General features: G+C 54.8%; 24 protein-coding genes. 12 read left to right on the top strand and 12 right to left on the bottom strand.

Annotation, left to right across the window (positions count from 1 at the left end):
* Positions 1 to 237: 237 nt before the first annotated feature.
* Positions 238 to 558 (bottom strand): DUF3768 domain-containing protein, encoded by a 321-nt coding sequence (locus tag ACVWZM_RS14530; protein ID WP_456816950.1) that lies wholly within the window; start codon positions 556 to 558, stop codon positions 238 to 240.
* Positions 559 to 608: 50 nt separating this feature from the next.
* Complete coding sequence (locus tag ACVWZM_RS14525) at positions 609 to 854, bottom strand: hypothetical protein (RefSeq protein WP_456816951.1); 246 nt, start codon at positions 852 to 854, stop codon at positions 609 to 611.
* Between the two features lie 321 nt (positions 855 to 1175).
* On the opposite strand from ACVWZM_RS14525, the gene ACVWZM_RS14520 reads away from it, so the two are divergent.
* Positions 1176 to 2357: a type IV secretion system DNA-binding domain-containing protein gene (locus ACVWZM_RS14520; RefSeq protein WP_456853671.1), complete on the top strand. Its 1182-nt coding sequence runs from the start codon at positions 1176 to 1178 to the stop codon at positions 2355 to 2357.
* A gap of 452 nt (positions 2358 to 2809) precedes the next feature.
* Here the strand turns inward: ACVWZM_RS14520 and ACVWZM_RS14515 are convergent, their stop codons facing one another.
* Positions 2810 to 3283: a hypothetical protein gene (locus ACVWZM_RS14515; protein ID WP_456853669.1), complete on the bottom strand. Its 474-nt coding sequence runs from the start codon at positions 3281 to 3283 to the stop codon at positions 2810 to 2812.
* A gap of 598 nt (positions 3284 to 3881) precedes the next feature.
* On the opposite strand from ACVWZM_RS14515, the gene ACVWZM_RS14510 reads away from it, so the two are divergent.
* A complete protein-coding gene (locus ACVWZM_RS14510) occupies positions 3882 to 4379 on the top strand; it encodes a DUF2971 domain-containing protein (RefSeq protein ID WP_456853667.1) in 498 nt (165 codons plus the stop codon).
* Positions 4380 to 4828: 449 nt separating this feature from the next.
* On the opposite strand, the gene ACVWZM_RS14505 is transcribed toward ACVWZM_RS14510, so the two are convergent.
* The 3 genes from ACVWZM_RS14505 to ACVWZM_RS14495 are packed head-to-tail and all read right to left on the bottom strand — an operon-like array spanning position 4829 to position 9878.
* On the bottom strand, positions 4829 to 6343 hold the full coding sequence (locus tag ACVWZM_RS14505; protein WP_456853665.1) for an argonaute/piwi family protein: 1515 nt from the start codon (positions 6341 to 6343) through the stop codon (positions 4829 to 4831).
* On the bottom strand, positions 6340 to 8286 hold the full coding sequence (locus tag ACVWZM_RS14500; protein ID WP_456853663.1) for a toll/interleukin-1 receptor domain-containing protein: 1947 nt from the start codon (positions 8284 to 8286) through the stop codon (positions 6340 to 6342). The genes ACVWZM_RS14505 and ACVWZM_RS14500 overlap by 4 nt, the downstream gene beginning before the upstream one ends.
* The gene (locus ACVWZM_RS14495) at positions 8283 to 9878 is read right to left on the bottom strand and encodes an anti-phage dCTP deaminase (protein WP_456853661.1); all 1596 of its coding nucleotides are present in this window, start codon (positions 9876 to 9878) and stop codon (positions 8283 to 8285) included. Before ACVWZM_RS14495 ends, ACVWZM_RS14500 begins: the two co-directional genes overlap by 4 nt.
* A 589-nt stretch (positions 9879 to 10467) precedes the next feature.
* Here ACVWZM_RS14495 and ACVWZM_RS14490 point away from each other — a divergent pair.
* Complete coding sequence (locus ACVWZM_RS14490; RefSeq protein ID WP_456853659.1) at positions 10468 to 11358, top strand: site-specific integrase; 891 nt, start codon at positions 10468 to 10470, stop codon at positions 11356 to 11358.
* 32 nt (positions 11359 to 11390) lie between these two features.
* On the opposite strand, the gene ACVWZM_RS14485 is transcribed toward ACVWZM_RS14490, so the two are convergent.
* The gene (locus ACVWZM_RS14485; RefSeq protein ID WP_456853657.1) at positions 11391 to 11585 is read right to left on the bottom strand and encodes a hypothetical protein; all 195 of its coding nucleotides are present in this window, start codon (positions 11583 to 11585) and stop codon (positions 11391 to 11393) included.
* Between the two features lie 373 nt (positions 11586 to 11958).
* A complete protein-coding gene (locus ACVWZM_RS14480; protein WP_456853655.1) occupies positions 11959 to 12390 on the bottom strand; it encodes a hypothetical protein in 432 nt (143 codons plus the stop codon).
* A gap of 562 nt (positions 12391 to 12952) precedes the next feature.
* On the opposite strand from ACVWZM_RS14480, the gene ACVWZM_RS14475 reads away from it, so the two are divergent.
* From ACVWZM_RS14475 to ACVWZM_RS14465, 3 genes are read left to right on the top strand one after another with little or no spacing between them, the layout of a single operon-like run.
* Positions 12953 to 13282 (top strand): hypothetical protein, encoded by a 330-nt coding sequence (locus ACVWZM_RS14475; RefSeq protein WP_456853653.1) that lies wholly within the window; start codon positions 12953 to 12955, stop codon positions 13280 to 13282.
* Between the two features lie 12 nt (positions 13283 to 13294).
* Positions 13295 to 13621: a hypothetical protein gene (locus tag ACVWZM_RS14470; RefSeq protein ID WP_456853651.1), complete on the top strand. Its 327-nt coding sequence runs from the start codon at positions 13295 to 13297 to the stop codon at positions 13619 to 13621.
* Positions 13622 to 13647: 26 nt separating this feature from the next.
* A complete protein-coding gene (locus ACVWZM_RS14465) occupies positions 13648 to 13977 on the top strand; it encodes a hypothetical protein (RefSeq protein ID WP_456853649.1) in 330 nt (109 codons plus the stop codon).
* A gap of 106 nt (positions 13978 to 14083) precedes the next feature.
* Here ACVWZM_RS14465 and ACVWZM_RS14460 read toward each other — a convergent pair whose 3' ends face one another.
* Entirely contained in the window at positions 14084 to 14578 is a 495-nt protein-coding gene (locus ACVWZM_RS14460) for a hypothetical protein (protein WP_456853647.1), read from the bottom strand.
* Between the two features lie 195 nt (positions 14579 to 14773).
* Between ACVWZM_RS14460 and ACVWZM_RS14455 the strand changes: the two genes are divergently transcribed.
* From ACVWZM_RS14455 to ACVWZM_RS14440, 4 genes are all read left to right on the top strand, one after another.
* Positions 14774 to 15343 carry an avidin/streptavidin family protein gene (locus tag ACVWZM_RS14455; RefSeq protein ID WP_456853645.1) on the top strand — a complete coding sequence of 190 codons (570 nt, stop codon included), beginning with the start codon at positions 14774 to 14776 and terminating at the stop codon, positions 15341 to 15343.
* A gap of 416 nt (positions 15344 to 15759) precedes the next feature.
* On the top strand, positions 15760 to 16131 hold the full coding sequence (locus tag ACVWZM_RS14450; protein WP_456853643.1) for a hypothetical protein: 372 nt from the start codon (positions 15760 to 15762) through the stop codon (positions 16129 to 16131).
* Positions 16115 to 16288 (top strand): RidA family protein, encoded by a 174-nt coding sequence (locus ACVWZM_RS14445; RefSeq protein WP_456853641.1) that lies wholly within the window; start codon positions 16115 to 16117, stop codon positions 16286 to 16288. Before ACVWZM_RS14450 ends, ACVWZM_RS14445 begins: the two co-directional genes overlap by 17 nt.
* 211 nt (positions 16289 to 16499) lie before the next feature.
* Entirely contained in the window at positions 16500 to 17030 is a 531-nt protein-coding gene (locus ACVWZM_RS14440; RefSeq protein WP_456853639.1) for a hypothetical protein, read from the top strand.
* A 459-nt stretch (positions 17031 to 17489) separates the two neighbouring features.
* Here ACVWZM_RS14440 and ACVWZM_RS14435 read toward each other — a convergent pair whose 3' ends face one another.
* Complete coding sequence (locus tag ACVWZM_RS14435) at positions 17490 to 17909, bottom strand: globin domain-containing protein (RefSeq protein ID WP_253637946.1); 420 nt, start codon at positions 17907 to 17909, stop codon at positions 17490 to 17492.
* Positions 17910 to 18449: 540 nt separating this feature from the next.
* Positions 18450 to 18917, bottom strand: a complete 468-nt coding sequence (locus tag ACVWZM_RS14430; RefSeq protein WP_456853637.1) for a hypothetical protein — start codon at positions 18915 to 18917, stop codon at positions 18450 to 18452.
* Between the two features lie 265 nt (positions 18918 to 19182).
* On the opposite strand from ACVWZM_RS14430, the gene ACVWZM_RS14425 reads away from it, so the two are divergent.
* The gene (locus ACVWZM_RS14425) at positions 19183 to 19311 is read left to right on the top strand and encodes a hypothetical protein (RefSeq protein ID WP_456816956.1); all 129 of its coding nucleotides are present in this window, start codon (positions 19183 to 19185) and stop codon (positions 19309 to 19311) included.
* 62 nt (positions 19312 to 19373) lie between these two features.
* On the opposite strand, the gene ACVWZM_RS14420 is transcribed toward ACVWZM_RS14425, so the two are convergent.
* Positions 19374 to 19985 carry a GIY-YIG nuclease family protein gene (locus ACVWZM_RS14420; RefSeq protein WP_456816957.1) on the bottom strand — a complete coding sequence of 204 codons (612 nt, stop codon included), beginning with the start codon at positions 19983 to 19985 and terminating at the stop codon, positions 19374 to 19376.
* A 232-nt stretch (positions 19986 to 20217) separates the two neighbouring features.
* Between ACVWZM_RS14420 and ACVWZM_RS14415 the strand changes: the two genes are divergently transcribed.
* Positions 20218 to 20475 (top strand): hypothetical protein, encoded by a 258-nt coding sequence (locus tag ACVWZM_RS14415; protein WP_456816958.1) that lies wholly within the window; start codon positions 20218 to 20220, stop codon positions 20473 to 20475.
* Positions 20476 to 21438 lie beyond the last annotated feature (963 nt).

Genomic DNA, 21438 nt, shown 5'->3' with positions numbered 1-21438 from the left:
GCACTCATTTCCGAATTCCCGTCCAGCTTGTGCAGTTTGTCTGTTACGTCGCCCTTATAAAAAAAAGCCCCCGCTTAAGCGAGGGCTGGACAAACCGTCCGAAGCAAATCCGCACTGATCGGGCGTCTAACAGGCACATGCTGTCCGGCAGGCCATCCGATCTTCCCCGCACCGATGCTCCTGCTGCTGGAGCATCAATTCGGCTTGTCTAGATGGGGGCGGTCACTTCTTGCCTTATCAGTACTCGGTTGCGAGCATGAGCGTCAGCACGCGCGTCGTCCGGTTAGGATCGCTCGGATCTTCTGATCCGAACTCACAACGTTCATCGAAGTAGTCGATCTTCCAAAAGAACGTGCGATTGACCAAGTCGAAACTGCCGAAATCGTGCTCTCCGTACGGATCGTTGTCTTCTGTGAATTGAGCATAAGCAGCAACCAACTGAAGCGCCTTCGCAGTCACCATATCGGGAAGGGCGGCAACGCCGCACGTGAGCATGATTCGTCCCCCGCGGAATGTGCGGCGGAACTCATCGTTGAGAACAGCGATCTTATTCATCATCGCTCTCCTCCGCATAGTGATGAACGTTTCTGAGCTGCATGACCGGCCTCCTAGATGAATCCGGCGAGCACAAGCACTGATACAACCGTGTTGCCGCCGCAGGCTTCGCAAAACCCCTGGTCCTGATCAGGCTCCATTGTTGCAATGTGGTCACATCCTTCCGTCATGCAGATGGCCGGACACACCGAGTCCTTAAGTGCGACGGCTAACAGAAGATCGTCGAGGCTCTCGTAGCCTTCGACATCGCAAAGTCTCATCAGCTTTAGCGCATTCTGGGAAAGAGCAATGTTGGACATCGTGTCCTCCTCGCTACGAGCACCCGACCCATTCGGGTGCTCGTTCGCGAGGCGGAGCGAGCGTCCACTACCGAGCGAAATCAGAAGAAATGCTCAATCGATCGTATGGACGCTCGTCGCGATGCCTCCGCCTCGCCACCGAAACCCGGACACGCATGCAGGTCCCGGATCGCAGGGCGGAACGTGAAAGATCAAATCTGCAACGATTGTCGCGGCTAACGCCAATTGAGTAGAGAGGCGAAATCGTGCTCCTAGGTCACGACGCCGACGTGACCTGGGAGGGCGTTACACCCTCTCTGTAAGTGCGTATGGAGCGAGAAGATGTGGCTCATGTCACCCGGAATAACACACTTCGCCCGTACCGATCACCGCAACGACCATTGCGCCTTTGGAATCAAGGATGAAGACCGCTTCTCGCACATCTACATCATCGGTAAAACGGGTACCGGAAAGTCGACTTTAATCGAGACGATGGCGCTCCAGGACATTGAGCACGGATGTGGACTTGCTCTTATCGACCCCCACGGCGATTTGGTGGGGCGCGTCGCGGTTCAAGTTCCGACGAGACGTGCGTCAGACGTGGTCTACTTAAACGCATGCGATCCATCCCAGCCGTATGGCTACAATCCCCTGCGGCATGTCCGTGAGGATCGGATCGCGCTCGCCGCTTCTGGCTTCATCGAAGTGTTCAAGAAAATGTGGCCGGATGCATGGGGCGTTCGCATGGAGCACATTTTGCGAAATGTGCTGATGGCGCTGCTGGAGCAACCGCACGCCACGATGCACGACGTGCTGCGTATCCTGTCGGACCGAAAGTTCCGCGCCGAGATTGCGCGACACTTGAAGAATGAGACGGTCAGGACGTTCTTCATAAAAGAGTTTGAGCGATTCTCGTTTGGCTATCGTGCCGACAGCACAGCGCCGATCCAGAACAAAGTTGGCGCCTTCCTTTCAGATCCGATACTCAACAGACTTCTGACTGCTCCCCAGCATGATCTCCACGTGCGGCAAATCATGGATGAGCGCAAAGTACTGCTGGTGAACCTGGCCAAAGGGCAAATCGGTGAGGACAGCTCGTCGCTCCTGGGCGGATTGCTCGTCACGACGCTCGGGCTTGCTGCGTTTAGTCGCGCGGACCTGCCCGAGTATGAAAGACGCCCCTTTTTCGTCTACGTTGACGAATTTCAAAACTTTACGACGCTCGCCATGGCGAATATGTTTTCAGAGCTTCGCAAGTATCGGGTCGGCTTTACCGTCGCCCACCAGTACCTTCATCAGCTTGAACCAGACGTGCGCCACGCGGTTCTGGGAAATGCCGGAACGATTATTTCGTTCAGAGTTGGCTCGGAGGATGCGCCAAATCTTGCTCGGGAGTTTCAGGGACGATTTGATGAGATCGATCTATTGCAGCTACCGAATTATCGCATCTACCTGAAGCTTATGATCGATGGAGTCCCCTCGGCGGCTTTCAACGCGACCACGCTGCCTCCGATGAGGCGGTGAGCCTCGGAGGCAGGCGACGAGCTAGCTCGCAGACGGTCGTGTTGGAATTGGCCCGAAGGAAGGAAGAGGTAACCCCTTGGCATCGCTGTTAATTCGGCGCTTTATCCCCTGGGTCAGTGGCTTGGACACGGCGTCAGGGGGTGTCTCCAGGGGCGTCTAAGGGCTTGCCAAGGCAGCGAATGCTGGCGCCTCAGTGGCGGTCTACCAACCAGTTCGGCATTGCCGATCGCTTCAACTTCGCCGGTATCGCCGGGGAGTGTTCGGTGCACTGCCAGCTTGATGAGATTGTCGCATGGGCGCACCTCCTTGCACTGTGCCGCGTGTATTCCGCGGGGGAAGTTATTGCGAACAGGCCGAACGGCCGCGTGTTAAAACAAGGCGGGCAACTAATTCCCGTGATCATTCGGGCAAAAAGGCCGACGATTCACAGCCACTCCAAGAGAAGGCCAAAACTAGCCGCCGCAACTGAGCGTCTCAACCTCCTGATATAGCCTTCGAAGATGATCGTCGGACATGTCGATGATGGGCTCATACATGAACGAGTTCAAATGGATGTTCTCCGGGGTCATCAACATCACTCGTTCAATGATCGCAATGTTGGCGGTTTCCGTCCCGAACTGCTTTTTGTACTCTCTGAGCAGCTTAGGGGTTTGGGCCGAAGTTATACCAGCTAGCAGCTTCTCATCCTTTATTCGTTCGGCCATGAAGTGTTCAGCAGCGATTCGCGTGGCTATCGACAAGACGACTTTATTCTCGAAGTTCATACCTTCCGTCGCGTCGAGGCATTCCTTGGCGGCAGTGAAAACGTCCGACAATACAGAGCCGCCGCCATCGGGCAGCGTTATGGTTGAATGGAACACGCGATTGTAGACCTCGGCTAGTACTTTCCGCGTGATCGTAGCGCTGTCTGTCTTCCAATGCAGCAAAGATGTAAGTGTCCCATAGTCGGCGTCAGCGTCGCCTTTCGTGAATTCAACAAGGTTACGGATGAACGGTATGGGGGCAACCCGGTCATTCCATTGGATGAAGAAGGCTTCAGAAGTTGGCTAAGGGTACGGGGGAAAGCATCGAGCCGCCGCCACGAGATCACGTCTCAGATACGATACTCTGCAAGCGGCTTTGGCCGGCGGAGCGTCACAGGTGATCGCTGTTGTCTAAGCTCATCGCTACATGAATTTCCGCTAGCAATCCAAATCGGACCGCTTGGCAGCCAGCCTTTCCCTATGATTTGATGCCGCGTTGGCTGCGCGGCTCTTTCGCGGCGCCTGGATTTAGAGCGATGCCTTTGAACAATCACCTACGCCGATTTTGGACGGACCCGCCTTACCCATTCGAAAATGGGCAGCGCCGCCATTACCGCCCCGCCGGATAAAAAAATATCAGCGGGTATACTATATCACTTCAGCCGAGCACGCGCTCAGCAATATCGTTTTCGGCCGTATTAAGGTGGCACGCTTCAGCTTGCTGAACGATCCATTCGAACTATTAGCGCCGAAGTTCGCGAGCTCGATCCTGCGGAAGTCAATGAGCAAGTTCAAACGCGAGTTCGACGAAATGAACGGCGTCGTTTGCTTTAGCGGTGACTGGGTAGACCCGGTACTGTGGACGCACTATGGCGCCAGGCACACCGGAATTTGCTTGGGCTTCAATGTAAAACGCAACATCCTGCGTAAGGTGAAGTACGTCACCGATAGAATGACCGAATTTTCAGGCGACTCAGCCGACCAGGGTTTAGAAGATGCAATCATCGAAACCAAGTTCGCGAGCTGGAAGAACGAGAAGGAGCATCGCATCCTCGTACCGCTAGAGAATTGCACCGAGGAAGGGCGATTACATTTTCTGCCGTTCGATAACGAGCTTCAACTAGCCGAAGTTATCATCGGTGCGCAGTCTTCGTCGCGGTCTGAGGAATTGCGAAGGATTGTTGACAGGCACTATCTGAGAAACAACGCCACAACGTTCAAAGCTGAAGTCCTTCAATATAGTTCCCCTGGAGCCGAGCGTGCCCCCGGTTTGAGATAACCCGCTTAGACTGTGTCAACAGGCGAGCCATCTCTGGAGAATTGATTCCTTGTCCGAATCGCTAATTTCGCTTTAACTAGCCGACGGCCTTGCGGGAGGTGCTGCAAGATGAGCGAGCAAAATCATCACGAACGCGAGCGTGTCTCTGTCGGCTGGTCCGGTTTCAGCGTGGAAGGTAAGATTTCCACACTGTTATTCTTCGCTCTCATCGCTGCGCTCGTTATAGGGGCATTCGCGACAGGCAAAGCCTCGGTGATCTTAGATTCTTGCTTCGGCGCTAGGCGGTTTTGGTAGGCATTGGCGCCTTGTGCTGTTTCCAATCCACTGACCGGGCACGGGGAGAGATCCGCTTGCCGTTGCTACGAGGAAGCCGCTCATCGTTGGGACCCCGAGCTGATCTCGCCCGGCCTCGCGGGTACCAAGTGTGAGGAGCGAGGAATGCTTCTTCGCTAAATGTAATGCCGGAATGGCAGCGGGGCACCTTCCGAGATTGGTGCGGCCGTCAAGATTTCTCCGACAGCGTCCGCGAACCGCAACGTCACAGGCAATCCATCAGCGAAGAGGCATGCGTTGAAGTTCACCTTCGTTAAACCCATGACGTCCGCAACAACCGTTGAAAGATTTGCTTCTCCCCGCGCTATTTCTATAAGAAGTGGGTTCGGCGTCTCACGGCCGGGATACGTTCCAAGCTGGGGAATGAAACCACTTGTCCAAAGCAATGCACGCCTTTGGCTGAGCCGATAGGTCGTGCCACGTAGGATTGGCAAACGACCCGTGGCAAACAGCTTCATCTCCTGAGATCGAGTTATCCGTACTCCGACTAGATTTACTCTTTCGGGAACAGCTTCACGAAAGCCCTGCCACTCTTCGTTGCTAAAACGAGTGCGGCCGTGGATGAATAACTCTACAGGTTCTCGCTTGTGCTCGTCATAGTAGGATTGAAGCAGACTAGACATCAAAGCCCGTGCTTCAACTCTAGGAAGATGAAACTCCTTCGTCTGGCCGGAATACCAAGGGCCCATTGCTCCCTTAAAGACTAGCCCATCCCCTGAGTCTAAGAACATCTGCGCCCCGCAACACGCGTTGCCCTGAGTGGTATCCGTCGTGTTCATCTTGAAGACGAGCCCAACATAGCAGACACCTTCGCGAACGTTGGCTAGCTTCCAAGGTCGGCCCCCACTCTTGAAGTAGGCGGTAGTGCAGAGATTCCACGCGACGCTAGCGCCATCTTGTAGTCGCCTCTGGGAGGCGTCGTCAATTTCGCCTACTAGAAGGGTGCTCTCGCGCACAACCTGAACAACAGCCCGCGACCTAATTAATCGCGCCTTTAGCTGATGATGAAAGTTCAATTCGTAGCGGTACATCTCCGCTTCGTTCATTTCCTCGGAGAACAACGAAGGTTCGCGGAATAGTCGCCGAGCGACGCGGGCGCCCATCGAAGGTTTGGAAATTATCGCTTCAGCTTTGCTCAGTCTGGATAGTGGTCGCCCAAGTCGCCAAACCTCGTCCGGGATCACGACGAACCAAACGTCCACTTGCGCGTCGTCATCTCGGAGTTGCCTCCTAATTGAACGTTCAAACAGAGAAACGGTGTCATAAATAGCTTTGTGACGGTCACTCTGGCGGATCGCGTTTCCGACGTCAGTTGCAGATACGGCAAGCTCAGCAACGGAGTTTATTGGCCAGGGCGTGCGGAAAGCGGCCTCAAACCCTGGAAACGCGAATTGGCGGGATGCACTGTTAGCCGGAGCGGGAATGAACGAGCCAACCTTCCTTAACCATTCCCTGAAGATAGATACGCCTTGTTGCGTCCCTATCACCCCTGCACGAATCTGGGCTGGCTTACGATGATCAGCGATAGGTCCGAAGAGGAAGAGACCGTCGCGGGGATCCTCCAGTTGCTGCCTAAAGCCAAACTCTAGTTTCGGCTCCGGCACGAGTTCGATCCGATCGGATTCAATCATGCTTCGCTAGTATCCTGCATATCTGAACCCAGATCGTCCATTTCGTCCGAGACGTCAAAGTCATCATCCGAAAGCTCGTCATCATCCGTCTCGGTGTGACCGTCGATGATGTCTTGATCACTTTCGAGAGACACAGGGGAGACGAAGCTTAGGAGTTGCTGGTCAAGCTCTACCTGCAAGCTCGCGTCCAATGTCAACCTGTTTGGCGAAGAATTTAGCCATGCCACAAATCCAATGAGCAGATCGCGCCAACGGTCGTTCCACCAACTCTTGCAAAACCGTCTGCGCAGCACATGCATCCGCTCCTTGCTGACAAGCGGTGTCTGCCCGTCAGCCGTAAAAATCACGTGCTGGCGAAGTGTATATCTTGGTTGAAGTCCAAGGCTAGGGCGGGCCTCGACCGCGAAATGCCAGAAGACCTTTCTCCGCTCGCTCCAGTTCACCATCACCTTCCTGCGCTTTTTCTGGTCGGAGTCAAGGAAGGTGACTGTGTTGCGGTCCAAAAGATTCGACGGCATGTACCAAGCAAGAGAGTTGGAGGCCATGGCGAAGCTTCTGAGGCCTCGGTCAGCCATTTCTTTGTTCCAAGTTTGGCGCAACATGCTGATCGTTATGCTATGCGCTTCTCGTGGCTTCACGGAGGAGGCATTCGTTGAGTGACCAGTCAGAAAGTCTTCAATACCGACCTTGTATCTTTCGGTCAGTATATCAGGGTGATCGGAAAGGGCGAATTGCTTCGCGTCAGAAAACGTCCCGATGAGGCGAAGATGCCTGAACGAAGGCGTTCGCATGGCGGCGGCTATCGCATCGACTTGCTCTAGGGGCGCCGCAACGTCGTAATAGTATACGAACGGCGGAAGCTTTCTGATCGCCAACCAATTGCTCGTCAACCGTTCGGGTTGATCAATCACGCGATTGGCGTGGTTCTTTTGCGAGACAAAATTGAGGACGCTAAGCCCCGCGCTGTCTATCCGAGGCACTCGATCTCGGGCAAGGACATCTATGATCGCTTTAAGTCCCGATGCCCAGTTCTTATGGAAGTCGATTATGTTCTTTCGGCCGAGATTGGCACGCACTTCAGCGAAAGGTAGATCATCAAGTCGCACTGGCAGAACAAATCGCGTGAGCTGAGATGCCCTTTCCACCCGAATCGCTAGATCAATTTCGTCGAGGACGCCGGAGGCCGATTGCGAAGTTTTCGATAACACCACTATGACTTTGGCGCACCGATTACGGATGCAATTCTCAATGTCCTCCCAAAATCTGTCGCCGGCCGAAAGGTTGTTCACATCACACCAAACGGAATATCCGCAAAGGGTGAGTTGTTGAGCAAGCCATACTGCGAATTCGTTGTCTTTCGGGTTCGCATGACTAATGAAGACAACTTCACGATAGCTCGGTGCTGGTACGGCGCTTGCAGCAAGCGGCACTCTAAACACGTCCCAGGGCTCATCGTTCTCAGAAGGCAATGCGTCCAAAACAGCAGTGATGTAATCCTCAGAAAATTGATTGTTCTCAACCAGTACTGCTATCGCGCCATCTTTCGACGAAAAAGAAAGAGCGTCATTAATCGCTTGTCCAATGCTTTCGGGGGATGAACTAGACTTGTTCTGGCGATGAATGCTCGTCAAATCGATATATTGTGCTCCAGCGGCCTGGAACGCTTCAAAAGCAGCGCGTCGCGTAAGGCGACCGATGTCAAATCGGGGAACGCGGCGAATGTCTAACACGTACTTTGGCTTCGAGCCGGCAAGTGTTGTTGTTAGCTCATGTTCAGTGACGTGCTCGCAGTCGACGATGACAATCAGCGAAGGATTCGCGCTGGCAAACAAAGTGTTTTGCCATGCTGGTCGAGCAAAAGAGTTTTCAGTCAAGGGCTCCGCAGGGCCGGAGTCGACCAATTGAAGAAAATTAGCTTTTGGTCTGACAGGGCGGCTCATCATTTTGACTTCACTAGAGCTGATTCCAGTTCCACGTAGCTGACACCATGAAGGTGCCATGGCGAGCCCCATTCCGGCGTTCCGATTTGAAAGTTGCCTGTGGTTGAGTCTTTCAGGTCTCGATCTTTGAGGAACGCCCGCTTGTAAAGACGTGGAGCGACTCCTGTGAAGGCTCGAAACAACACTTTATTTCCACCTTTGCTTGGCTCCCTCCAGTCCTTCGCGTTGATCGTAATCGCGTCCGGATGAAGTGATAGGGCTTGGCTTTTGGGATACGGCTCAATGTATTGCACCTCATCAATGCCTGCGGCGACGATGCCTCTGGCGCAATAGTGACAAGGGAATGTCGTCACAAATAGTCGGGTCCCGATCGTAGTAACGCCCTTCCGGCCGGCTGAAAAGACAGCGTCCATTTCCGCATGCACTGCCCGACTAAATTCCAGAAGGTCGCCGACGCGGCTCTCGCGCAGGTCCAATCGCAGCTTATTCTTACGAATATTGTCGAGAGCGTGTAATTCTGGAATGTCTTCAATAAGTTTGTTGATGATGGTATTTTGTTCTCTTGTGTTGCTGCAATACTTCCCGACCTTTTGGAATACACAGCGGTGGTCGTCCTGGTGAGACTGAAAGGATTCGCCGTAAACGCCCCCTCCTGCGCGTGGCACTTCATTTGTTCCGGTGGCGACAATATTTCCCGTGGCGTCCAGGAGTGCGGCACCCACTTGGCGCGACAGGCATGCGCTCTGGAGGGAAGCTCCATATGCGTCATGCATTGCGGTTTCCGAAATGGTCGGCCGAACAACGTCTGCGACGGTCATGATTCGGATAAGTCGTGATAGATTATCGCTTATGTCCCAATCAGGATTCGGTTCTTGCCCTTCGAGAAATTGGTCGGTCGTGTTATCGACGAAGAAATCGGCCATATGAAAAGCATCAGAGACACGTTGCCCATGCTTCTCGATATCGCGAGCGTCTCTCCTCATGAACTTCTCTGCATCTCCCGCGCCCGCATTTGTGTATTTGTTTACTATGCGGTTCTGGCGAACTTTGGCCTCGCAAACGATTCCCACCAAAACGAATGCGTCCTGATAAACGCGTCGTAATAGTTCGACTTCTGCTGGGTGCCTGATGGAATCGAGTATGTAGGCGCGTCGCACACCATCGGGAGGAACCGGGTCTTCGCCCGGATTACAAATACCAAGCTTAGCCGCGCGGGTGAGGCGAATCACATCAACCAGACGTCTCGCAACTATTGCGTAATCGCCGCCTGCTCGCATCTTGTCGCCTAGGTCTTGAAATCTCGTTGTAGTAGCTAGGTCGTTCTGCGGAGTGACCGGCACGGTCTCACCGGAGTTTATTGCCCAGTCTTCAATGACTTTGCGCGCCTTCAAGATATGAGCTTCATACCGACCGCCAGGCAGTGCTGGATTTTCCAGGAGTGTTTTTAAAGTAGTTGCGATTTCGCTCGTGCCCGAGCCGACATAACCGACAACTGCAAACACGATCTCGTTGCTGGCTTGTTCTGCAACCAGCGCTTTGGCCGTCTTGACGGATGTGAAAGAAGCATCCAGAGCTGAGCTTACCTGCGTTTCCATTTGCGCCCCGTTGAATGATCTAACGAAACTTCGAATTGTAATGTTATTCTGAGTTGAAGACGGCGGTTAGCCCAACTTTTCCACGAGGAGCGCTTGGAGCGTTACTCCGCGCTCGCTAGGCGACCAATCGAACGCCTACGCAAAGCGAGGCCCTAATGGCTGTCGGCGGTAAAGGCGGCAAACAACTTGTCGCTAGCGGGAAAATTAGTTATAAGGATCAAATAGTTGATCTGCTGCCTATGCAATCCTTTCCTGGGCCCCATACTCTTCAAAGTATTTGATTGTCTGATCAATTCAGCAAGGTCAAAGCTCGGCGCTACCCAATTGGATGCAATGCTGCCTGCAATGTCGCGTCCGTGGAAGCATTCGACAATCGACCTCGAGCCGGGTGCGTGACAATCGGACGAAATATGTCCGAAGCTCTTTGTCGAGGGTCCAAAGGGCACGCTTTTTACGCCGACTTGGGGTATGGCGGCAAACAGGTCGTGCAGTCGGCGCCCATAGTAACCGTCCGGACGTCTCACAAGGTACTCGGCGCGCTTGACTCCCCTCTGGTGTTCAATATGAATTGGCATGCCGGGTGGCTACGGTGACCGCGGTCGGTGTGCCAAAAGCGAAGCTCATCTTTATCGAGGAGAACTACAAGGGCAAAGGCGAGCGCACCAAATCCGAGACGCTTCGCCTCCTTAACCGCTTAGATTTCCGATGTACGCTCGCTGACCTTGACGACGCGACGATTGAGCGTGAACTTGGGAAGCTCGCCGACGTGCCCAGTGAGCAACTTCACGCATTCCGCGCGCTCCGGGCGATGCTCCGCTGGTGCACGAAACCTCCCCACCGCTACATCAAGCGCAGTCCGTTGGAAGGTTATCCTGCACCTGGCAAAGACAAGAAGCGTAGTCGAATTCTCTGCGATGCCGAGCTGAAGAAAATCTGGCACGCGTGCGAGGGGTTCTTCGGCGATATGATCCGCCTCATTATCCTGTGGGGATGCCGTAACGGCGAGATCGGCCGATTACAACGCGCCTGGGAAGAAAAGGGTGTGCTCACCATCCCGGGTGAGTTCACGAAGAATGGGCGCGCCCACGCAATTCCGATCCTTCCGATGGCGCGTGCTATCCTCGATCGGCAAGAAAAGATAGGTGATAACTGGCGAGACAAAACCATTGACTATTACTTCCCCGGTCACATCAAGGGTACGCACTTCAACGACGGCTCTTGGGGGAAGCTGAAAAAGGAGCTCGATAAGCAATCAGGCGTAACCGGATGGCAAGTACGAGATTTGCGCCGCACGTTCCGCTCGACCCTCGCGCGCCTAGGGATCGCGCGTGAGATCGCCGAGATCATGCTCAACCATGTGACCGGTGGAGGCAAAACTGATCTTGATGAAATTTGCGACCGGTACGATTACCTGCCTGAGAAGCGAGCGGCGCTGAAGAAGTTGGAAGTTCACCTGAAAAAGGGTAAGCATGCGGCGTAGGCCGCCGGCTGGCCGGTTTGTCCGGTTACCGGCTAAACCTCGTCGGGCTTTTCGGCCTTCGGCTTAACGATCGCCGCGAGCACCTGGCGGCGTTCTTCAATGATCCAAGGAGCGTCCTTGTGGATCTGGATCAGATTTTTGAGGTTCTCGATTTCATCATCGGTGAAAGCCATCACCCCGTCTTCACCGACACCGACGACCCATAGCTGGCCATCCTCGGTGTCCATTTCTTCGGCGGCCTCGAACAGCCATCCTCGTCTTCGCCGAGCATCTCAGCGACATGGCTGAGAGTGAACACGTGGCTGACCTTGTTGACGTGCCCCATCAAGCCGCCTGTGCCGCAAGGCCTTGCTGTTGCGCGGTCTTCCAGTTCCAGGGCAGCAGCTCATCGAGCCTGTGGGCGGGGTGGGTGGCGAGCCAAACGAACCCGATTCACGGTGGCTCTGGTTTGTCATTTCGTCATTTCCCGCAATAGGCATGGAACAGTCGCTTCGGGATTGACGCACCCAACGGCAGCTACCGCGGTAGCTCGGCTGCGACGTGCTCGTGCTAAGCCCGAGGTGCACGCTTAGCTGGAGTTCAAGGAGTTTGAACCACGCACTACTTGGCCGACTCGCCTGTCCTGCATTTGCCGACGTAAGCGACGTCCGATCCATCGGCGGCAGCTTTACAGGCGTTCCCGTAAGTAGTGCCATCACATCCACAAACCGGCATATATACTTCCGGACAAGCTTCCGGCCGTGGCCGGCACACACCGAAATGATCGCCGAGTCCGCACCGGGCTCCCTCAGGATAATGACACCATTGGTTCGGGTTGCATTGTATACCGAGAAAGCCACCACAAACAGGCGCATCAACCGACTTGCCATTTTTCTTCAGTTCAATAGCTGAAGCCTCCACGCTCCAGGAAAGCAAAAGAATACCTATCAAAGCGGAAGCGCGCATTCTTTGATCCTTCCCTACTGTAAGAACCTCAGACACCAGCTTAAGGCAATAACAGAACTGCCGCGGCAGATTAGCAAACTCGGGCATTCATGAGCTCACTGCCAGCTGGCATTGATAATGCGGCCGCTCGCGTGCGTTAAGCTACCGAAACTAGTAGGGCGTGGAGGCGCACGTGCCCGATCATTGCTGTACGAAAAGATGCGGGGTTCTAATGTCTTTGGAAATCTAGAATTGCTTTGTGCTATGAGATGCCGAGCGTTCGACGCTGGAGCGGCTTGTGTGCCTCGATCTCTGGTAGCGCACTGTGTAGTCAATGATCGTGGGTTACAACGGTGACCGCCACTGCTCCCAAAAGCCAATTGTCGAGATCGGGCCGGCATTGATGGGAGATCTGCCCACCTGCGTGCCTTGCAATTAGCAGCCTGCATCGGCGTAGGAGCGCAGTTAATAGTTAATATCGCGCACACGGCTCAAAGCATGGGGTCATCAACGATGGGCCGTTCCCCATCGGATCGCTGCACTAACGTTTGCGAATCGCTTGAAGCTACGGAACTATTTCGCCATTTAGCGAGGAGCGAGCGAATAAGATTTCTGCAAGAGTAGGTAATGCTTCTCGCTACATATGTGCGTGGTTCGTAGAGGGATTATCGTGGCCGTATTCACCGTCAAGATATCGAATTGCAACAGCGTCGACGAGGCAACGATCGAGATTGTCGAAGGGGCCCTGAATATCAAGTATGGTCCGAACGGACTCGGCAAAAGCACATTGGCGAAGGCAATTGTGAGCCAAGTACGCAGCGATGGCTCGCTTCAAAATCTTGTCCCTTTCAAGAATCGCGGAAAGACGGGCGTGGGGGCCCCGACCTTCGAAGGAGTTGACAATCTGAATTCCGCGCTGGTCTTCGATGAGGAGTTCGTACAGCAATTTGCTTTTCAAAAGGATGAGGTCGTAAAAAACAGTTTCGAAATTTTTATCTAGACACCGGAGTATTTGGCAGAAATAGCTGAAATCGATGCTTTGCTGGCCGGGATAAAGAAAGCCTTCGCTGACAACGCCGACATCGGACTGGTCATTAGCGATCTGAAGGAGTTGCGGGAGGCGTTCGGTAAATCTTCCAAGACCGGCGCCATTCCAAAAAGCAGCAAGATCCACAAGGCATTCGGCTCCGGGAATAAGATCGCGAACATTCCCGACGCGCTGAAGCCGTTCGAGACGTTTATTAAGAGCCAGGAGCCTGCCCGTGGATTGCCTGGCAGATCAAAGGAAACTAATTACTCCAACTCGAGGACCGCTGCCCTTATTGTTCGACCGCGCTGACGGAGACAAAACAAAAAGACACGGTCTTGGCAGTCGAGAAGGAGTATGACGCAACTGCAGTAGGTCACCTGAATACCTTAAAGGGCGTCATCGACCGGCTGGGCAAGTACTTCAGCGAGAAATGCCGGGATAATCTCGACAAAGTTACGAAGGCCAAGATTGAGCTGACGGCTCAGGAGAACAGCTTCCTAACTAGTCTGAAGGCCGATATTGACGGACTGATCGAGAAGCTCGAAGCGCTGCGGACGATGTCGTTCTTTTCGCTACGAGACGTTGCTGAAATCGGCGATCGACTGACTCCCTTGAAGATCGGCCTTAACTGCACCGAACGAGCAGCCGATCACATCGCGCCTTGACATTCTTCACCTCCGGTTGATGGAGGCGGTAGCCAAATCGATCTAGCTACTAGCTCCACGAACCGAGGATCACTGGGTGCAATATTGCAGAATCAACCGTAGGTTGTCAATGCGTCGACGGCAAGAGAGGAGCCGGCAAATACACGTCCGCTTGTTCACGAAAGCATGGGACATTGAAAGCGAACGCAGCGAAAAGATAAATTCCAGTCAAGAGTCCCAGCCTCCAGAATGTCCAGTGCGGGCGATGCGTCCAATCAGGATAGGGTTCTAGAGAAAAAACGATATCCCGGCGGGATAAACGCAGTAAATGCCGTCCGATGTAATTTGCTTGCGCGAGAAGGCGTCCGCGTCCTTTCACATCGAGATGAATGCTCATAACGACACCTGAGCAGAAGAGAAGGCCCACGAGAAGCGTCATCCAACTGAGGAACGAGCCTCGTAAGAAATATGCGGCAAAGATGGTGGCTGATTGAACGGCGAATATAAGCCCCATCTTCTGCCAAACCAGGGTGTTGAGCTGGCCAGCCTGTATGGTGGCTGCTTGAAGATACTGGGGCTCGATTGGCGGAAGCGGTTCGACCTGCGGAGCCTTACCAGGCATTGGCTGTTCCGTTGAAGAGAGCGAGGAAATACCGTTCCGCAGACAGCTCTGGCTGGGAGCCTTTCAGCGACCAGCTGTTCTGCAACTCAACCGAGGCCAATGCGTTCGACCGACGCTTGGCATACACATCGATAATGAAAACATCGCGAACTGGCATTGTCGACTACCAGATCTGGTCGATAGTTTTCAAATCTAATGCTTTGCTACGGTCGTCGACGTAAGCAGCCAAGCGAACGAGTGCGACTGCAAGCCTCAGGTTGTCCCGTTCTGTTGGAACGAAGCGCTGGGGCACATGGTCAGGTTACTGTTCTTCATGAACCGGATCATGACCAGGCTGGCTTTGTTGGGGCGGCCAAGGAGAACACTATGACACGCCTTTTTGCGCTACTGCTCTTTTCCATCGTATCGCTACCAGCGCACGCGCAGCTGGCAGTCCCGTCTACATGGGTCAATCAGAGGGGCTCGGTTCTTTCGATACAGGCGCTCGACGCATTAACAGGCGATTTCACAGGAACGTATGTGAATAACGCGGCGGGCTTGTCGTGTCAGGGACATCCTTACTCTGTAGCCGGAAACGTCACGGCGAACAAAATAGATTTCTACGTCAATTGGACCTCCGCCACAGCTCCGAGCTGCAGGACAATGACGATCTGGCATGGACGTGTGGCCGGTGACAAAATTCCAACTCGATGGATAATGTACTACGTGGGGACGGACTGGAACTTCCACAAAATGACTGGCCCAGATTTGTTTACGAGGAGGTAGAGCGATTGCTTCAGCATTGGTGCAGGTGATCGCTGGATGCAAGGGGCAAAATGAACAAGCAGATGGATCGGTTGAGCGCGCTTGAGACTGGCGTGAACTGTGCGGTATCAGATATCGCGCGGTAGAGCCATCATATGGATGGTCATTCTCTGTGGGGCACGCAGCCCGCTGTGTGTCGTTTTCAATTTCTACTTCTGTCAGCGGCGGAGGCTCTGGCGGAGAGCGTCGCAGAAGGCTGTGAACCGGGAGTGCCTAAGGAGCGCAATAGGACAGAGCGAACGCGAGAGGGCTCCGAACTGCTACCCCTACCCCAATTGGGAGGAGACCCGCGCAAATTAATACCCCACACTACCCTTAGTGAAAATAAGCCAGAAGCTTCGATTCAATGACGGCCACGTAAGTGCGGGAGCCCCTCGATGAGGAAATTCGCCGGATTGATCGCCGTTTGTTTGGTGATCCTAGCTTCTGCATTTGACGGCGCGCAGGCAGAGAATTCGCCGAGTGCGGAGGCGCGCTTGAGAGAGAAGAGCATCACGCTGCCGGTTGAGGCCGCTCCGGTCGGCAGTTACGTCAACGCGGTACAAGTCCGAATTCTCTTGTTCATGGCGGGCAACGTTTCAGGCGGTTTGAAGGGTAAGCTCGGACGGGATCTGACCGTCGACCAAGGCTACGAAGCTGCACGGCAGGCCGGCTTGATCATGTTGGCAAAGGTGCGAGCGGCGCTCGGTAGCCTCGATCGGGTGAAACGCGTAGTCAAGGTGGTCGGCATGGGTGAACTCGGCCGATGACTTCGGTGACCAAGCCAAGGTGGTCAATGGATATTCCGACCTGATGGTCGAGGTGTTCGGGGAATTAATTGGGAAACATGCCCGCTCCTCGCTGGGCGTGGCGGCGCTTCCGCGCCTTGCCGCGGTCGAAGTCGAAATGATACTTGAGGTGGACTAAGTTTGCGGTGCTCGCGATCCCTTTTACTTAGGAAGGCTCTTACGCGAGGGCTGAAGCTAGTCGCCGTGCCGACGTGCTCTATCGGTTCTTATGGCGGCATGAAGCTCGGACACGCGCTCGAGGACTCTGCGCTTTTCGTTGCCCCGAAGCAGTGCGGCAATCAGGGCTAGAACATCAAAGGGGCGTTCAGTTGCCAGATCAGGAGGTTGCCATGAAACGACGCGCTACCATTCTATCTACAGCAGCTCTGCTGTGCCTCGCTGTTGCCGTCCCGATGGGCGATGCGTTCGCCCAACAGACGCAGCGCGTATCCTACAAAGCGGGCGCGGAAAATGCCAAATACACACAACAGCAGTTTCTCGACGTCGGCGATGCCGCGGGCCATCAGGTGCGATCATTTGAAATTTATCGCACTTTTCCGACTAACCCTCCCGTCGTCAATGGTTTGAAGATCAAGGAAACGTGGACGCGGGGCGTTTCCGACTACGTCGACAATAATGGTCCCGCCAGCATATACAATGTCTATGTGTTCGAGAACGGCGACAAGTTCTTCACCCGCGGTACTGTGCTCGCTCATAGTGCGGGGCCGGGAAAACTTAGCAACACGACTGTCTCGTATATCACGGGCGGCACGGGAACGCTGGCTAATATCCGGGGAATTGCGCGAACCACTGGCCACGCCGATCCCAAAGCAGGGGTAAATGAGTCGCAAGTCGAGATCGAATATTCGATCGGCAAGTAGCTGCGGATCTCAACACTTAACGTCTTATCGCTTAGCACTGGTCGATGCACGCGTTGGAGACCTTGCAATTCAGCGGATCGCGGAATGTCCGGCTCAAGAGCACGAGCACCGGTGGCACCCACGGCGCGCCTTTCCGTGGTAGACGAGAGGATGCGCATGATTGGATAGCTCAGAAACACCTTTAGCAGTGTCAGGCTCTCCGAGCGGGGGCGGATTCTGCCCTCGGGGCGTCGGCCGGCCCGGCCGACACCGTTCACTCGCCGTCTCGCCGATCAGCCACCGCGAACCCCATTCACATGCCAAATTCGACGGCGGATCGAGGAAGGGCTTGTCCGAACGGTGTCGAACTGCCCACTCCACAGGTCAGCGTGGTGCTGAGCGTTGTGCGCTGACCTACGTCCTATGGGTGTCCGACGTCACGAACTAGGCCTCTCGCCCGCCATTGTTCGCCCGCCATTGTCAAAACGAACGATGCCGGCCAGTCGCGCGCAGCATCTCGTTCTGGGCGGTGGCGTAAAGTGTTTGCCAGGACTCTCTCAGCTCAGGGGTGAAAGAAGCGCCGAATTTGCACTCAAAGCTCCACATCAACGCCTCGCCCATTGCAACAAAGTGCGATGGCTGAACGCCAAGTCTGGCGTGCTTGTGACCGGAAATCGCGATCAGCGATTGGAACATCGGTCTTTCGTCGAGCGAGGCGACCAGCGCCGTGATCATATCCAGCACCTTCATCCGCTGCTTCTCAGTATCGTCGCCGAACATTTGTCTTGCATCAGGAGCTAGTTCGACGAATCTGTTGTAGCACAGGTCAGCGAGGTCGCGGCGGATCGGCCACATCGCGTCAAATGACGTCCTGATAAGGTCGAGCTGCTCCGGCGTCATTGGTCAGACGAGCAGGCTCGTAAAGAATGGTCTTGTAATCTCTTCCGCTGAGAGCTCCCTCTCATCTGAAGTGGCGACGGAGACAAACTGGTGTTTGCAGTTCCAGCAGCGCCAAAGATCTTGAGCTTCATTCGCGGAGACGCGCTCGTGCCACTCGAGGGTGACTAATCCAGAACCACAGCGAACGCATTCTTTGTCATGCACTGTTGAGATTGGAAGCATGTGAAACCTCATTTCTTACACACAAAGCGACGCGTACGGCAGTGGTTCGCGAAGAAGGGAGCTTGAACTGCACAGATTACGTCCACCAGTATTCCCAATGCGAGTGGTTATCGATCCTCACTGTGAAGTCGTTGCCCAGGCAGTTCTGCAAAGCCGCTAGGAAAGCAGAAATTGCAGCTGGCACGGCGGCTCCGCAGGTAGCAAAAGCCGCAATGATGGCCGCAATTAGTCCCGCGGCCGCTGCCCGAGCTACGCAATCTTTTATCTTTTGCTCATCCGGTCCCTCCACCACGAACTCAAGCTCGTGGTGGAGTTTTTTCATTTCGAGGTGTGGCCATGGATCAAAGTTTGTGCGTCCCGTCGGCTGAAAGCTATCGTCGAAACTTGCGTTTGTCGATGGATCGCGGGCACGGGATCGCGGGCAGCCTGTGCGTTTGCTGCGGACGCAAGCAGCGTCGCTGCGACGGGTGCACCGTTAGCTGTGATATTGTTGCTGGCAGAATGAACACGAACACCCGTGCACCAAGCTGGATAGGGAACGATAATTTCAGCGGCAACAGGCAGGATGACTTGTCCAACGACTTCTGTCGGCTCATCACCAATGAAGTCGAAATCCCAGATGCCGTCTGCGGGAGGAGCGATATAATATCGAGGAGATAATCGAATGTGAGACCATCCAGTGGTCGGGACATCGCCCAGGGCAACGACGACAAGTTGTTCCTTGAGTGGACCGGGCAACTGAATCAGGTTTGCTGATACCGCAGTAACGGTCCGAACTCTAGCCATGTCAATTCTCCAAAATAGTGGCAGCGGTGGCCGGCTTGACCGACAAACGTGCCGCCGGTCGTCTCATTGCATTTCATACCAAGGGGAGTGAGACTAAACTAGCGGCGGTGACCAGGGCTCAGCGCTGGTGTGCTGAGCCTTCACTCCGGTCCATTCATAAGCCGGAATGATCATCGGAGCCGCTTTGGCGTAAGGTGGTGGCCAGATCTGTGAAGAAAGAGGCTGTCAGCGCGATAAGGGCAGCTGTGCCAGCAGGGTGTTCATCATGCGGCTCGACCCCCGATGGTTGATGGATGAGGTCTGCATGCGGGCCGACAAATTTATTCCCGACGCTGAAGTCAGAGACTATTTCATTCGCGAGGCCGCGAAGCGGCTCGAAGCCCTCATGAGCTAAGCGTTTCCCCAGTGCTTCCTTGTTACAGTCGCGCCGCGCTGCCGACGATCCGATGAGCGCCGCTACTCTTCGCTCTGCTTATCTTCTCTCAACTCCGAGAGCGTCTTCCCGTCATATTTCCAATAGTCCGGCCCAGCGATGGCAGTCCAGCCAAAGCCCTTTTCATGCGCAATCTGGAGAGCCGAACTAGACAAGCTTTGCTCTTGTCCTCTGAACTCCACCCACCGCTCGCCTTTGACTGTGCACGTCATGTTTTCATCAAATACCGACTGGAGAATTGTCCCCGGTGCTAGTCCGACCGTTGCGAAGCTAAAATTAGCTCTCCGTTTCTTGGCTTCGCCCAGCGCTTCCTTATCTCCCGGCTCGGTGAAGAGTTCGGTGCCGGGCGTAACAACCTTGAGGCACAACAGCTCAATGATGGCTTTGGGACGATCAGGCGATAGCTTGAAAAATTCGCGGCTTGGCCGGACCCGATGATCACCAAAGGCGGTATGTATCGCCTTCTCGGCCTTTGCTGCGTCCGTGACTTCCGCTGCATAGAAGCACTCGAAAGGAAGCGGGATGGACGTATTATCTAGCTGCTTAATCCTCTCGGCGATGTCGCCGTTCGTGGTTCCGATTTTGATCAGGCCCGGCATTGCTTCATTTGTAAGAACATAAATCACCTCGGGCATGGTCCAGTCCTGCGCGCAAACCAAAGTTGCCGCATTATGCGCGAATCAACTGCTGCGTTCAACGGAAACCTTCATGGCGCGTGTTCAGGAGTTGCTCCGCTCCTGCCCGGGAGCGCTACGTTGTGTGATCACGCGGAGCAGCGCTCGGTTGACAGCATGTAAGGTGTTCGTTGGCTCCGGAATTGCAGGGGGCTCGGTAGCTCATAGGCGATGCTTCCCGAGGCGCAGCAAGATGCGTGGTTGGTTAGTGACGGTCGCCATTAAGCAAGATGGCGACGGAGAGTACAGGCACATAACTTACGCGGTCGCGGTCGCTGACCCAAGCGAAGCCGTGCAACTGACTATCGAAGACAGCGGCGCCAATGCCGCAATGCTCAACTGTCCGATCGAAGCTGGCATGTTGCAAAGTCTCGGCTTGAAGCCCGGCGAGCTGATCATGATACACGATGACAAGGTCAATCCGATCCCCCCACGTCCCCGGCGCCATTAGCCGCGCGTTTGCTTTCGCCTAAGCCGCGTCGGGTTAACGACATGCATGTCCGGAAGCGGTACGAGTAGTTAGTTGCGCGCCATGATGGCTTACCGCTTTGTCCTCTCGCGTCTTCTCCAGCCGTCTGGCACGCGGGTTGCTGAGCCAGGTATGGCTTGGTCGCTTTAGTTGTGATCCTCGCGAGGGCCAAGCTTCGATGGGAAACTTCGTGCGGGCGGTCCGTCAGCAGCTCCGCCCGCACGCTTTTCCGTCGCGTCGGCCTCAGAGATTGCGCTCTGTCGAGTTCCGCGCTGTTTGTCTTCACTCCTGCATAGTGACCGTCTGGCATGCGAGTTGCTGAGAGGCTTGTTGGCTTGGCTGTCAATCTTCACGCAACCCCAGACAGACCAGGCTTGGCGTAGCAAACTCCGCGCGGGTGGTTCCTCCAGACGCCCGCGTCTTTTTGCAGCCGCAGACCGCAAGGTCTTCGGCGACAGGGCTTTGCGGAGATCTTTCCATGACCCCTGAAGAGGTTTTGGAGAACGCGATAGCGTCGCTTAAAGAAAGGGTCCGAAGGGAAGGCGGAAACGAGCGTCGCACTTGCCGCGATTGCGAAGCGTATGGCGGCTAGGCCGCCACCAAAGCCGCCTCCAAACCGGAGTTCTCGTCATAAGGAGCATGCTGCGATGGACAGGCTCAAATTCATTCCGGCTTTCGAGGCGGCGATTCGCTCTGCGGACGTCCGCAGAACTGATAAGCAAACATCCACTCACGCTTTTTAGGTTGATCAAGATCATCTCCGAGGCTGCGCATGAGGACCGCCGCCCATGAGCATCAACCCGGCTCGAAACCATACCATTCTCATCGCCGACGCGGCGGTATCCGTCGTCAATGTGGCTTGCACAGCATGGCGGCTATATGTACGGGCAAACAGAACCGAAGACATCGACCAAGAGAGGTGCGCGCAATGGCCTACCCCATCCG

It is taken from the genome of Bradyrhizobium sp. USDA 4501, from assembly GCF_054062115.1.
The sequence above is the reverse complement of the archived record's forward strand: the minus strand, read 5'-3'. Positions and strand labels throughout refer to the sequence as shown.

Coding starts and splice junctions, on each gene's coding strand:
- ACVWZM_RS14530 (WP_456816950.1), bottom strand. CDS start 558: ATGATGAATAAGATCGCTGTTCTCAACGATGAGTTCCGCCGCACATTC.
- ACVWZM_RS14525 (WP_456816951.1), bottom strand. CDS start 854: ATGTCCAACATTGCTCTTTCCCAGAATGCGCTAAAGCTGATGAGACTT.
- ACVWZM_RS14520 (WP_456853671.1), top strand. CDS start 1,176: ATGTGGCTCATGTCACCCGGAATAACACACTTCGCCCGTACCGATCAC.
- ACVWZM_RS14510 (WP_456853667.1), top strand. CDS start 3,882: ATGAGCAAGTTCAAACGCGAGTTCGACGAAATGAACGGCGTCGTTTGC.
- ACVWZM_RS14505 (WP_456853665.1), bottom strand. CDS start 6,343: ATGATTGAATCCGATCGGATCGAACTCGTGCCGGAGCCGAAACTAGAG.
- ACVWZM_RS14500 (WP_456853663.1), bottom strand. CDS start 8,286: ATGATGAGCCGCCCTGTCAGACCAAAAGCTAATTTTCTTCAATTGGTC.
- ACVWZM_RS14495 (WP_456853661.1), bottom strand. CDS start 9,878: ATGGAAACGCAGGTAAGCTCAGCTCTGGATGCTTCTTTCACATCCGTC.
- ACVWZM_RS14485 (WP_456853657.1), bottom strand. CDS start 11,585: ATGGACACCGAGGATGGCCAGCTATGGGTCGTCGGTGTCGGTGAAGAC.
- ACVWZM_RS14480 (WP_456853655.1), bottom strand. CDS start 12,390: ATGCCCGAGTTTGCTAATCTGCCGCGGCAGTTCTGTTATTGCCTTAAG.
- ACVWZM_RS14460 (WP_456853647.1), bottom strand. CDS start 14,578: ATGCCTGGTAAGGCTCCGCAGGTCGAACCGCTTCCGCCAATCGAGCCC.
- ACVWZM_RS14455 (WP_456853645.1), top strand. CDS start 14,774: ATGCTTTGCTACGGTCGTCGACGTAAGCAGCCAAGCGAACGAGTGCGA.
- ACVWZM_RS14450 (WP_456853643.1), top strand. CDS start 15,760: ATGAGGAAATTCGCCGGATTGATCGCCGTTTGTTTGGTGATCCTAGCT.
- ACVWZM_RS14440 (WP_456853639.1), top strand. CDS start 16,500: ATGAAACGACGCGCTACCATTCTATCTACAGCAGCTCTGCTGTGCCTC.
- ACVWZM_RS14435 (WP_253637946.1), bottom strand. CDS start 17,909: ATGACGCCGGAGCAGCTCGACCTTATCAGGACGTCATTTGACGCGATG.
- ACVWZM_RS14430 (WP_456853637.1), bottom strand. CDS start 18,917: ATGGCTAGAGTTCGGACCGTTACTGCGGTATCAGCAAACCTGATTCAG.
- ACVWZM_RS14425 (WP_456816956.1), top strand. CDS start 19,183: ATGCGGCTCGACCCCCGATGGTTGATGGATGAGGTCTGCATGCGGGCC.
- ACVWZM_RS14420 (WP_456816957.1), bottom strand. CDS start 19,985: ATGCCCGAGGTGATTTATGTTCTTACAAATGAAGCAATGCCGGGCCTG.
- ACVWZM_RS14415 (WP_456816958.1), top strand. CDS start 20,218: ATGCGTGGTTGGTTAGTGACGGTCGCCATTAAGCAAGATGGCGACGGA.